This window comes from Betaproteobacteria bacterium (assembly GCA_016713305.1).
Taxonomy (GTDB): domain Bacteria; phylum Pseudomonadota; class Gammaproteobacteria; order Burkholderiales.
In genome coordinates, this window is record JADJPK010000007.1 from 397,501 (window position 1) to 410,222 (window position 12,722).

Consider the following 12,722-nt stretch of genomic DNA (forward strand, 5'->3'; position numbering starts at 1 on the left):
ATGTGCGCGGTAGGAGAGCGTTCCGTAGGCCTGTGAAGGTGTTCCGTGAGGGATGCTGGAGGTATCGGAAGTGAGAATGCTGACACGAGTAGCGATAAACAGCGTGAAAAGCGCCTGTCGCCGAAAGCCCAAGGTTTCCTGCGCAACGTTCATCGGCGCAGGGTGAGTCGGCCCCTAAGGTGAGGGCGAAAGCCGTAGCTGATGGGAAACAGGTCAATATTCCTGTACCAACGTGCAATGCGATGGGGGGACGAAGAAGGTTAGGTCAGCCGGGTGTTGGATGTCCCGGTTTAAGCCTGTAGGCATGCTGCGTAGGCAAATCCGCGTGGCTAAGCCGAGAGGTGATGACGAGGTCTCATTGAGACTGAAGTGACTGATACCCCGCTTCCAGGAAAAGCCTCTAAGCTTCAGTTGTACGTTGACCGTACCGCAAACCGACACAGGTGGGCAGGGTGAGAATCCTAAGGCGCTTGAGAGAACTCGGGTGAAGGAACTCGGCAAATTGGCACCGTAACTTCGGGAGAAGGTGCGCCCCGGTAGGTTGTAGTCCCTTGCGGACGAAGGCCGATGGGGTTGCAGTGAACTGGTGGCTGCGACTGTTTAATAAAAACACAGCACTCTGCAAAGATGATGAATCGACGTATAGGGTGTGACGCCTGCCCGGTGCCGGAAGGTTAAGTGATGGGGTGCAAGCTCTTGATCGAAGCCCCGGTAAACGGCGGCCGTAACTATAACGGTCCTAAGGTAGCGAAATTCCTTGTCGGGTAAGTTCCGACCTGCACGAATGGCGTAACGATGGCCACACTGTCTCCACCCGAGACTCAGCGAAGTTGAAATGTTTGTGATGATGCAATCTACCCGCGGCTAGACGGAAAGACCCCGTGCACCTTTACTGTAGCTTTGCATTGGACTGTGATGGGATCTGTGTAGGATAGGTGGGAGGCGTTGAAGGGCGGTTGCTAGATCGCCTGGAGCCGACGTTGAAATACCACCCTGATGTCATTGCGGTTCTAACCTTGGGCCCCTGAATCGGGCTTGGGGACAGTGCATGGTAGGCAGTTTGACTGGGGCGGTCTCCTCCCAAAGTGTAACGGAGGAGTGCGAAGGTACGCTTGGCGCGGTCGGACATCGCGCTGAAAGTGCAATGGCAAAAGCGTGCTTGACTGCGAGACTGACAAGTCGAGCAGCTACGAAAGTAGGTCATAGTGATCCGGTGGTTCTGAATGGAAGGGCCATCGCTCAACGGATAAAAGGTACGCCGGGGATAACAGGCTGATTCCTCCCAAGAGTTCACATCGACGGGGAGTTTGGCACCTCGATGTCGGCTCATCACATCCTGGGGCTGTAGCCGGTCCCAAGGGTATGGCTGTTCGCCATTTAAAGTGGTACGTGAGCTGGGTTTAAAACGTCGTGAGACAGTTTGGTCCCTATCTGCCGTGGGCGTTGGAAGTTTGAGGGGGGCTGCTCCTAGTACGAGAGGACCGGAGTGGACGAGCCTCTGGTGTACCGGTTATGACGCCAGTCGTATTGCCGGGTAGCTAAGCTCGGAAGAGATAACCGCTGAAAGCATCTAAGCGGAAACTTGCCTCAAGATGAGACTTCCCGGAGCCTTGAGCTCCTTGAAGGGTCGTTGAAGACCACAACGTTGATAGGCGCCGTGTGCAAGCGTGGTAACACGTTGAGCTAAGGCGTACTAATTGCCCGTACGGCTTGATCCTATAGCCTTGAATGAAAGGCCCGATCTTGCAGCCACAAGCGAAACACTCTGCAACCCAGACACTTCTTCCCCATCGCATGTCGTGATCCAGCCGCTTGGCGACACCACGACATCCAAGCTTTGCCTTGCGGCCATAGCGTCTTGGTCCCACCCCTTCCCATCCCGAACAGGAGCGTGAAACGAGACTGCGCCGATGATAGTGCGGCAACCCGTGCGAAAGTAGGTCACCGCAAGGCTCCCCAAAACACAATGCCCCGTCGATCCCTTCGACGGGGCATTGGCGTTTCTATTGCCACAACTTCAGCCACCCCTCCACCATCCCACTCCGCCCAAACCTCACCCCATCACACCCCCTATCCAGAACGCCTCTTACCCCACCTTCAACGACACAAGCGCTTAGCAGCACGGTATCGAACGCTGTCTCGGTGTTAGATTCTGCCTGCCGAGCGGGGGCTCGTCGGAACCCGATTCGCCAGTCGTTTTTCTCGGCGGGGCGATGAATGGCCTTCGGTCTCCCAGGAAAGCCGCACTCGATCCACTCCTCTACAGTGGTCGGCAGGTCGAATAGGGTGACTGGTATGAGTGCGACGGAGAACGCTGTGGTGACCGGGGCTTTGACGCAAGTTCCTGCGCGATTCGATCCGTAGTCCCTGTGGGACCGTTCACGTCGGACCTTCCGAAGTCGGACCATCGCCAACTACCGTGTTTCGTCGGACGATCTCGTTCGCATCCACAGGAGACCATCACATGCTTCGCATCTTCGGCGCCCCGAATCGTTATCTCCAGGGAGAGGGTTTGGTGGAACGTCTTGGGACGGAGGTTGCCGCGTACGGCCGGAGTGTCATCGTGGTCGCCGATGATATGGTCCGGTCGCTGCTGGGTGAACGTATCAGGACAACTCTGCGCGCATCGGATCTGGAAATGTCATTCGCTGCGTTCGGTGGAGAGTGCACTGCCGCCGAGATAGATCGATTGAGTGTGGAAGCCTCTGCAGCGAAGGCACAGGTGATTGTGGGTGTGGGTGGGGGAAAGGCGATCGACGCTGCGAAAGGGGCTTGCATCGCAACCGGAGCGCGCTTGGTGATCGTGCCCACGATCGCTTCGAACGACTCGCCGACGAGTCGGCTCTCCATCGTTTACGACGAACATCATGTACTGCGTGAAGTGCGTCGATTGAAGGTCAACCCGGACGTGATTCTGGTTGATACGTCCATCATCCTTCGTGCACCTGAACGATTCTTCGTGTCGGGTATCGGAGATGCCATTTCCAAGAAGTTCGAGGCTGCGCAATGTTTTGCAGCGGGGGGCGAGAACTTTTACGGGGGCCAGCCTCCCTACGTCGCAGCGGTTCTTGCCGACGCTTGTTACGGGGCGATCCGGCAACACGCCGAGGCTGCGCTCCTGGCCATACGCGCAGGGCAAGGCAATGAGGACTTCGAGAGGACGGTAGAGGCAACGATTCTTCTGTCGGGCCTCGCCTTCGAGAATGGAGGGCTCTCGATTTCGCACGCCATGACCAGAGGCTTGTCCGCAGTACCGGAAACGGGTCGCGCGCTGCATGGAGAACAGGTAGCGTTCGGTCTCATGGTCCAGCTGGTTGCGGAAGGTCGTCCAGCGTCTTTCGTCGAGGATATGGCGGAGTTCTACCGCCGGGTGGGACTTCCTCTCTCGCTCCGTGATCTGGGCTACGAGGGCGATCCCGCTTCAGTGATTCCGACGATTGCCCAGGTCTCCTGGGCTCGTGCGGCGTACGTGCAGAACATGGTGCCGCCGAGTAGCGAAAGCGCCTTGGCGGCTGCCATAGAGAAGGCGGATCGATTCGGCAGAGGTGGCTGACAGATCGGCCAGCCCAGCGGGTGGGCAAGCGGCAGGCGAGAATGTGCCCTCCAGCAGTCCTTCGATCCATGGCGCATCACCGCGCCTACCTGAGACTTTTCGGGAGACGTCCTATTCTCGTCCGCATCTTGGTATGGTCGGACTTCACCAGCATTCCCGCGGGACTTGACTACGGAACCTCCGGATCCTCGCGCGACCGAGGCCGGAGTCGTCCGGTAAGGCCGATGGAGGACGACCCCATTCATGAATCTTCTTGACGGCGCAGCGGACGAAGTCACTCTGAACGAACAGGCGCATCGTCGCCTCGAGGAACTCATCGTCACGCTGGAATTGGCACCAGGCAGCGTGGTTTCCGAATCGATCCTGAGTTCGCTGATCGGTATCGGCACCACGCCTATCCGGGAAGCTCTTCAGCGACTTTCGAGAGAGTACTTGGTGCGCATCTTCCCGCGGCGCGGAGTCGTCATCACAGCCATCGACGTCCAGCAGCAACTCCAGGTCCTGGAGACCCGCCGAGAATTGGATCGGCTGATCGCGCGCCTTGCGGCCCGCAGGGCGAGCACGTCCGAGAGGCAGGGGATCGCGCTGCTGGCGGATCGTTTCGACGTCATCGGACCCGGCAACGACGATCTCAAGGCGTTTCTCAGGCTCGACGCCGAAATGAATTCTCTGGTGGCCAGAGCAGCGCATAACGACATTGCCGCGGATGCTGTCCTCTCCCTCCATTCGCTCACACGGCGCTTCTGGTTCTTTCATCATCACGATCGTTTGTCCGGTCAGTCCACGGCGGTACTGCACAGCGCGCTGGCGCGGGCGGTGGCTTCAGGCGACGAAGACAGCGCGGCACGGGCCTGCGATGTTCTGATCGATGAGGGAGTCGCATTCGCAAAGCGGACGCTGCCCGGTTGAGGCATTGAGACTGGAATCGGACTGGCATACTATTCCTGCGCCAGAATCAATCCAGCTTTTCCCAGAGAACACCCGTTTCCAGATCCTTTCGGACGCTCCATGCTCACGCCGGAACAAATTTCACGCTACCGCACCGAGGGTTTCGTTGTCGTTCCGCAGTTGTTCACCGCGCGAGAAATCGATGCGATGAAAGGCGAACTGACGCGTGTCCAATCGATCGATACGGATCACCTGGTGCGAGAACGCCAAGGCGGTACAGCCAAGACGATCTACCGTGTTCACGATGCCGAAAGTCCCACTGCCTCGCCCGTGTTCCACTCTGTTGCCCGGGGGCCGCGCCTCTTGCGGGCGGCGCAGGAGCTGCTGGGCACCGAGGCGCTCTACATCCATCACACGAAGTGCAACCTCAAGTCGGCGATAGACGGGTCCGTGTGGCAGTGGCATCAAGACTACGGCGCATGGAAAAGGGACGGCATCGCTCGTCCGGACATGCTGACGGCTCTGGTCATGCTCGATCCGGCGACCGAATTCAACGGCTGCCTGTATTTCATACCGCGGAGCCAGAACGTGGGCGACATGGCGTCGGAGATGGACGATCGCACCACGTCCTACAAGCTGTGGGTAGTGCCAAAGCCGGATCTGATCCGCGCCATGGAGCGGTATCCGGAACCGGTGCCCATCGTCGGGAAGCCGGGGGATGTGGTGTTCTTTCACTGCAACATCCTGCACGCGTCAGGACACAACCTGTCCCGACACGACCGATGGCACGTGTACTACGTCTACAACCGCTGTGACAACCCGCCGCTTGACGTTCCCAATCCTCGCCCCGAGTACGTGCGTTCCGTTCGGACCACGCCATTGGTTCCGGGCGCCGATACCTTTATGGGCGTCACCTCCTGATACCTGCCTCGGACCGGAGCCTCCATGAATCTGCAGCTCAATCCTCTGCATCCCTTGTTCGGCGCGGAAGTCACCGGGGTGGATCTTCGCCGAGTTCCCAGCGATGCCGTATTGGCGGACATCGAGGAAGCGATGAACGAGTATGCAGTGCTGGTGTTCAGGAACCAGCAGATCGACGACGATCAGCAACTGGCATTTGCCTCGGCGCTGGGTCCGCTCGAGCCGACGCCGGCGGTCGTCAGCTCCCACATTCACCGTCTGAAGCACAAGCAGATGGTCGACATCTCGAATCTCGATGTCGACGGGACGATTCTGGAGCGCAGCGATCGACGGAGGATGTTCAATCTGGGCAATCTGCTGTGGCATAGCGACAGCAGCTTCAAGGCTACGCCCGCGAAGCATTCCATGCTCCATGCGCGCGTGGTTCCGCCTAGCGGCGGCAATACCGAGTTCGCGGCCATGCGCGCAGCCTGGGACGCCTTGCCCGAATCCACGCAGACGCTGATCACGCCGCTCGTCTGCGACCATTCCCTCATCTATTCGCGTGCTTTGCTCGGCTTCGATGACTTCACGGAGGCGGAATTGCACGAGTTCGCACCTGTTCCGCAGCGGCTCGTGCGCCGCCATCCGGGTTCGGGGCGCCGGAGCATCTATCTTTCGTCGCACATCGGCACCATTCACGACTGGCCGCGCCCGGAGGCCATGGTCCTGATTCGTGAACTGACCGAACACGCAACTCAACGTCAATTCGTCTACAGCCACCCGTGGCGCCTGCACGACCTGGTGATGTGGGACAACCGATGCACGATGCACCGTGCGCGGCCGTTCGACGACAGGACGTTCAAGCGGGACATGCGTCGCCTGACGCTCGAGGACTGCGCTCCGACCCTGCAGCAGGCTGCCTGAGCCGACGGCTCTCCGGCCGGGGGAGTCCGGGCCAAGTCGTTCTTCGGTGCACTGCTTTTCCGGCCGCGGAATTCCGGCGCATACTAAATGCGCATCGATGAATCGTGGCAGCGAGGCGAGCACACAATGAACGGCGGGCGCAGGGAGCCTTCATACCGGTTGCGCCGGCAATCGCTGGAAGGCACACGCACCCGGACTGCCGCGTTGCGTTCGCAGGTTCAGGCGCTGGAGGAGGCCAACCGCGTCCTGAAGCAGGATGCCGAACTGCACAGGCGCTCCGAACAGCGGGCCCGCAGCCAGGCCCAGATGCTCATCGAATCCGTGGGATTCCTGGCGACGGAACCTGACATCGACCGGTTCCTGGGCCACGTGCTGAGAGTCACGGTCGAGCAGATCGACGGCGTTGGCGGCACCCTGTGGTTTCCCGATCCGGACACGGGCAATGTCCGCCTCCATCTGGAGTACCTCGACTCCAGGATCATTCCAGCGCACGAGTCGCATCATCCCGCGGTCTTGTGTCCGCTTCCTATCGGAGGACGCGGGGTCTCTACCTTTCCCACCATGCGCGCCGAGACCTACGTGATGCAGCAGCAGGTCGCGGGAATGCCGGAGGTCAATCGCGCCTATATCAACTCGCTTGGGGTGCGTATCCTGCTCACCGTTCCCATGATGTTCGGCAACGAAACGGTCGGGTGGATCTGTGTGCGCAGCACACGTGCCGATCCGAGGGAGGTCGAGAAGACGACCCCTCTGGCGGAAGCCCTGGCGAGCCAGGCCACCTTGGCGGTGCACATGGCGCGCCTGGGGGAGCGTGCGCGGCAGGCGGCCATTCTTCAGGAACGCAATCGCATTGCCCGGGACATCCACGACACGCTCGCCCAGGGATTCACCGGCGTACTGGTCAATCTGGAAGCTGCGAGCCGCGCGCTGCGAAAGGAACGGTCCGATCTGGCCACCAGCCATCTTCACCATGCGCGGAGCCTGGCGCAATCCTGCCTGGACGAAGCGCGGCAGTCGGTGAGTTCGTTGCGGCCCGAATCCTTCACGCGGCTCGACTTCTCACGGGCGCTGGAGCAACAGGTCGAGCGGCTGGAGGCGAGCGGGGCGTCCGGCCGCGCGCTCATTACCGGCGATCGCCTCGTGACGCCCGCGGAAGTGGAGGCGGAACTGCTGCGTATCGCCCAGGAATGCATCACGAATGTACTCAAGCATGCGCGCGCGTCGAGCGTGGAGATCGTGCTGGACTATGGTCCGCGATCGATATCGCTGAGTGTCAACGACGACGGAGCCGGATTCGATTCCTCGACCCGTCGAGATGGATTCGGTCTTGTCGGCATGAGGGAACGCGCGGCCCGCATCGGAGGTGTCCTGACCATCGAGTGCCCACCGTCGGGCGGAACCCATGTCATCACGCGAGTGCCCATCGGTGCGAGCGTCCATTCCTGAGCAGCGGGAGAACGCGCGAATGCCCACCACACGCCAGGTTCGTACCGTGGAGAAATCGACGGATGCGAGGCACGCCACGCCGTCGGATCCAATACGCCTCCTCATCGCGGAGGACCATGTCCTCGTCAGACGAGGCCTCGCGGCCATCCTCGACATGGAGGAAGACATGGCAGTCGTGGGTGAAGCAGACGACGGAGAGGTGGCGGTACGGCTATGGCAGGAACTGCGGCCCGACGTGGTTCTCATGGATCTGCGCATGCCGCGCATGGAAGGCGTGACAGCCATCCGCCAGATTCGGACGGCCGATCCGAAGGCCAACATCATCGTGCTCACCACCTTCGATCACGACGAGGACATCTACTCCGGTCTGAGGGCTGGCGCGAAGGCGTATCTCCTGAAGGACGCCGAGCCGGACGAGCTGTTCCGTTGCATCCGATCGGTGTTCGCGGGAGAAGCCTATCTCCAGCCCAAGATCGCCGCGCGGCTTGTCAATCGGGTCCAGGAAGAGACGCTCACCGAGAGAGAGGAGCAGATTCTCAAGCTCGTTGCCGAAGGGTTGAGCAATCGCGGCGTCGGGTTGTCGCTCGGAATTTCTGAGAGCACCGTGAAGACTCATCTCAAGAGTCTGTTCGCAAAGCTCGACGTCACCAGCCGGGCCGAGGCGATCGCACTTGCGGCCAAGCGAGGCCTCGTGAAGTTCTGACAGGGACTCGAGGCCGTGTTCGAGCGTCCCTCCCTCGAAAGAGGGAGGGCCTTCTGACTCCATCCGGTCACGGGCAATCCTCCTTCTGCGCGATGTGAGCGGAGTTCTCGCGGCGCACAATCCTTTCTGCTTCGGGGGGTGTTCACGCGACGTCATGGCCGGCACTCCTGCACCGTGCCGGCGCAGGACAACCGGCGTTCGCCCTCGAGGAGAGCACCATGTCGATCGTCCTCGGCGGCATCGCGCCTGATGCCAAAGGCCTTTTCCGTTCCGGCGGGAAACCGAGACGCGGGCATCGATGGTGCTGTGCCATTGGCGTGATCCCGTGCGATCGAACGTGGGTGCGCGCGGAATCCTGGACACGGCGGGAGGCGGAAGGCGATGACGTTCTGGCTCGGGTTCGCCCGGATCGTCGATGAGCTCAATGCGCGGGTCGCCCAAGCCGTGAGTTGGCTTGTGTTGGTCATGTCGCTGGTGAGCGCCGGGAACGCAGTTTCGCGGAAGGCCTTCAACTTGAGTTCCAATGCGTTTCTCGAGGCGCAGTGGTACCTCTACGCCGCCGTCTTTCTGCTCGCAGCCGGCGCCACGCTCCAGCGCAACGGGCATGTGCGCATCGACCTCATCACCGCGCGGTTGAGTCTACGGACCCGGCTCCGGCTGGAAGTCATCGGGACAGTGTTCCTCCTGGTTCCGTTCGTATCCCTCGTTCTCTATTACTCCTGGCCATACTTTCTCGACGCGTTCGCCAATCGGGAGGTCTCGCTCAACGCGGGTGGCCTCCCCGTGTGGCCGGTGAAGTTGCTGATCCCGGCAGGCTTTGCGCTCCTCCTGTTGCAGGGGGTGGCCCAAACGATCAAGGCCACCGCAGCCCTGCGTGGACAGTTGTCGGATGACGCGGTCTTCGCGTCTTCGCCCGAGCGGCGCCCCGATGTCGATGCGAAACGGTGATGGCCGAATGGATCGCCGTCTGGGTAGGTCCGCTCATGTTCGGCGGACTGGTGCTGGTCCTGCTGCTCGGCTATCCGGTCGCCTTCGCACTCGCCGCGGTGGGGCTGGCCTTTGGATTCGTGGGCATCGAGGCAGGACTGTTGCGAGTCGAACTGCTGCAGGCGTTGCCCCAGCGCATCTACGGCATCATGCAGAACGAGACTCTGCTGGCGATCCCCTTCTTCACCTTCATGGGTCTCATCCTCGAGCGCAGCGCCATGGCCGAGGACCTGCTGGAAACCATCGGTCAGTTGTTCGGTCCGCTTCGCGGGGGCCTCGCGTACGCCGTCATCTTCGTGGGGGCACTGTTGGCGGCGACAACCGGAATCGTGGCGGCATCCGTCATCTCCATGGGGCTGATCTCGCTTCCGGTCATGATGCGCTACGGGTACGACCGGCGGCTGGCCACCGGCGTGATCGCCGCCTCGGGTACGCTCGCTCAGATCATTCCTCCGTCCCTGGTGCTGATCGTCATGGCCGATCAGCTCGGAAGACCTATCGGAGACCTGTACAGCGGGGCGCTGGTCCCCGGGCTGCTGCTCACCGGCTGCTACGCCCTGCATGTGTTCGTGATGTCTATCGTGCATCCGATGGCCGCGCCCGCACTTCCTCGGGAGGCTCGCCAGAGCGCCGGACGCGCCATGGTCGTGCGGATCCTCAGTTCCCTGATCCCGCCTCTCGTTCTCATCTTTCTGGTGCTCGGCACCATCTTTCTCGGGGTGGCGACGCCTACGGAAGGCGGTGCGATGGGCGCCTGCGGTGCTCTTGTGCTGGCGTTCGCCAGGGGCCGGCTCGACACCACGATGTTGCGTTCCGCGATGGACGGCACCGTCAGGCTGTCGTGCTTCGTGATGTTCATCCTGATCGGGTCCACGGTCTTCGGCCTCGTCTTCCGCGGCGTCAACGGCGACCTCTGGGTCGAGGGAATGCTCACGGCGCTTCCCGGCGGAGCGATCGGATTTCTCGTGGCCGTGAACCTGCTGGTGTTCGTGCTGGCCTTCTTCCTCGACTACTTCGAGCTTGCGTTCATTCTCGTGCCACTGCTGGCACCTGTCGCCGACAAGCTGGGAATCGACCTTGTCTGGTTCGGTGTCCTGCTGGCGGTAAACATGCAGACGTCGTTCATGCATCCTCCGTTCGGATTCGCCCTGTTCTATCTGCGCAGCGTGGCACCGAAGTCTGTGCGCACGAGCGACATCTACCTTGGGGCCATTCCTTCGTGGTCATCCAGATTGCCATGGTGGCGCTCCTCATCGCCTTTCCCGGAATTGCGAAACCGCGCCTGCAGACGTTCGATCCGGTCGAGTCCTCCCAGGGCACGCCCGCTTTCCTGGACAACCCGGAATATCCGCCGACGATCTTCGAGCTGAAGCCGGACGGGAACGGCGGGGGGCAATAGGGTCATGAGTGCGCAATCGCGGGAACGCCGCCGATTTCTCGCCTGCGGGTCCGTGGGAACCGCGGCGCTTGCGCTGAGCGGGTCCGCTCGGGGGGACGGTGAGCCGAGGGTGCGCTGGCGGATGGCGTCGAGTTTCCCGAAGAGCCTGGACAACATCTTCGGCGCAGCAGAGATGCTTGCACAACGCGTTCGCGCTCTGACCAACGGCGGCTTCGAAATCCGCGTCTTCGCGGCAGGCGAGATCGTTCCGGGGCTGCAGGTTCTCGATGCCTGCCAGCAAGGCACGGTGGAGTGCGGTCAGACTCAGGGGTTCTACTACATCGGCAAGAACAAGGCGTTCGCGTTCGATGCCGCGATGCCGTTTGGCCTGAACTCGAGACAGCACAACGCGTGGATGTATCAGGGAGGCGGGCTCCAACTGGTCCGTGAACTGTACCGCGAGCACGGCTGCATCCTGTTTCCTGCCGGAAACTCTGGCGCCCAGATGGGAGGATGGTACCGGCGCGAGATCGGCAGCCTTGCCGACTTCAGGGGCCTCAAGGTGCGTATCCCCGGAATCGCCGGTGAGATCATGGCAAGGCTCGGCGCGGTTCCTCAGACCATTCCGGGCGCGGATATCTATCCTGCCCTGGAAAAGGGAACCATAGACGCCGCGGAATGGGTCGGGCCCTACGATGACGAGAAGCTCGGCTTCTATCGCGTCGCGCCGCACTACTACTTCCCGGGTTGGTGGGAAGGCAGTTCCTGCATCTCGTTCATCGTCAATCTGCAGCATTGGAATGCTCTGCCGGGAGCCTATCGCGAAGCGTTCGAAGTGGCTTCAGCCGAAGCGAATGTGCGCATGGTCGCCGCCTACGATGCGCGGAATCCACAGGCGCTCGCGCGTCTCGTGAGTCACGGCGTTCGTCTGCATCCCTATCCCAAGGACGTCCTGGTCGCTGCGCACGCCGCCGCGGAGGCGCTCTACGACGAGGAAGCGTCGCGCAACCCCGTATTCAAGAAGTTCCTGCTTTCGTGGCGCAAGTTCCGCTATGAGCAGACACAGTGGTATCGGATGTCCGAGGCCACCTTCAATAACTTCATGGCCAGCCAGAAGCTTCCTCCGGCATGAGAACGCATCCCTCAGACCCTTCGTCGAGCCGGATGCCGGGTGTCCGGAAGGAACGATGTCACGGGTGTTTCATCGGGTATTTCATCGTTGGTGGCGGCATTCGGCTCGCGACCGCCGTCATCACCGGTCCCTGGAGTTTTTCAAAGGAGAACCATCCATGATGAACTTGAGCGTCAATGGTCAGAGTCGATTGTCCGACTCGCCGCCCGACACCCCTCTGCTCTGGGTGTTGCGCGAGGAGCTGCGGCTGACAGGTACTCGATACGGCTGCGGCATGGGCCTGTGCGGGTCCTGCACCGTGCACATCAACGGTCAGGCCGTGCGTTCCTGTCAGATCAAGGCAGGAGATGTCGGGGCAGGGGCCGTGACCACCATCGAGGGCCTCCATCCGGCGAATGCGCACCCTGTCCAGCAGGCCTGGGTGGAGATCCAGGTTCCCCAGTGCGGCTACTGCCAGTCGGGACAGATCATGCAGGCGGCAGCGCTGCTCTCGCAGAATCCGAATCCCACGGACAAGGAGATTGTCGAGGGCATGAACGGCAATCTGTGCCGTTGCGCCACCTATCCGCGCATCGTCGGTGCCGTGAAGCGCGCCGCGAAACTCATGAAGGAGAGCCGCAATGCCTGACGACACCCCTGTGACGCCGTCGCGTCGCGACTTCCTTGTGCGATCGGCCACCCTCTCGGGTGCCGCTTTCCTGAGCATCGCCCTGCCGCCTGCGCTCGGGACCCGGGATGCTCAGGCTGCGCTGGCCACCCCGCCTACACACCCGCCATCTGGTTCACGATGACGCCGGATGGTGTGACG

Annotated in this window: 10 protein-coding genes, 2 rRNA genes and 1 pseudogene (1 of these 13 running past the window's edge); all 13 read left to right on the forward strand. The window is 61.5% G+C overall.

Going from position 1 to position 12,722, the window contains the following annotated elements:
* Positions 1–1,718, forward strand: a 23S ribosomal RNA gene (locus IPK20_09945) (it extends 1,167 nt beyond the left edge of the window).
* Between the two features lie 122 nt (positions 1,719–1,840).
* Positions 1,841–1,953 (forward strand): 5S ribosomal RNA (rrf, locus tag IPK20_09950).
* A 511-nt stretch (positions 1,954–2,464) separates the two neighbouring features.
* The gene (locus tag IPK20_09955; GenBank protein MBK8016984.1) at positions 2,465–3,553 is read left to right on the forward strand and encodes a glycerol dehydrogenase; all 1,089 of its coding nucleotides are present in this window, start codon (positions 2,465–2,467) and stop codon (positions 3,551–3,553) included.
* A 243-nt stretch (positions 3,554–3,796) separates the two neighbouring features.
* Positions 3,797–4,462: a GntR family transcriptional regulator gene (locus tag IPK20_09960; GenBank protein ID MBK8016985.1), complete on the forward strand. Its 666-nt coding sequence runs from the start codon at positions 3,797–3,799 to the stop codon at positions 4,460–4,462.
* A gap of 99 nt (positions 4,463–4,561) precedes the next feature.
* Positions 4,562–5,362, forward strand: a complete 801-nt coding sequence (locus IPK20_09965) for a phytanoyl-CoA dioxygenase family protein (protein ID MBK8016986.1) — start codon at positions 4,562–4,564, stop codon at positions 5,360–5,362.
* 24 nt (positions 5,363–5,386) lie between these two features.
* Positions 5,387–6,268, forward strand: a complete 882-nt coding sequence (locus IPK20_09970; protein MBK8016987.1) for a TauD/TfdA family dioxygenase — start codon at positions 5,387–5,389, stop codon at positions 6,266–6,268.
* A gap of 126 nt (positions 6,269–6,394) precedes the next feature.
* A complete protein-coding gene (locus IPK20_09975) occupies positions 6,395–7,714 on the forward strand; it encodes a sensor histidine kinase (GenBank protein ID MBK8016988.1) in 1,320 nt (439 codons plus the stop codon).
* A 19-nt stretch (positions 7,715–7,733) separates the two neighbouring features.
* Entirely contained in the window at positions 7,734–8,417 is a 684-nt protein-coding gene (locus IPK20_09980) for a response regulator transcription factor (protein MBK8016989.1), read from the forward strand.
* A 381-nt stretch (positions 8,418–8,798) separates the two neighbouring features.
* Positions 8,799–9,365, forward strand: a complete 567-nt coding sequence (locus IPK20_09985; GenBank protein ID MBK8016990.1) for a TRAP transporter small permease subunit — start codon at positions 8,799–8,801, stop codon at positions 9,363–9,365.
* Positions 9,365–10,803: pseudogene (locus IPK20_09990) on the forward strand (TRAP transporter large permease subunit). The gene IPK20_09985 and the pseudogene IPK20_09990 overlap by 1 nt, the downstream one beginning before the upstream one ends.
* A gap of 4 nt (positions 10,804–10,807) precedes the next feature.
* Complete coding sequence (locus IPK20_09995; GenBank protein MBK8016991.1) at positions 10,808–11,914, forward strand: TRAP transporter substrate-binding protein; 1,107 nt, start codon at positions 10,808–10,810, stop codon at positions 11,912–11,914.
* Positions 11,915–12,071: 157 nt separating this feature from the next.
* Positions 12,072–12,542, forward strand: coding sequence for a (2Fe-2S)-binding protein (locus tag IPK20_10000; GenBank protein ID MBK8016992.1), 471 nt, complete (start codon positions 12,072–12,074; stop codon positions 12,540–12,542).
* On the forward strand, positions 12,535–12,705 hold the full coding sequence (locus IPK20_10005; protein ID MBK8016993.1) for a twin-arginine translocation signal domain-containing protein: 171 nt from the start codon (positions 12,535–12,537) through the stop codon (positions 12,703–12,705). Before IPK20_10000 ends, IPK20_10005 begins: the two co-directional genes overlap by 8 nt.
* Positions 12,706–12,722: the final 17 nt, after the last annotated feature.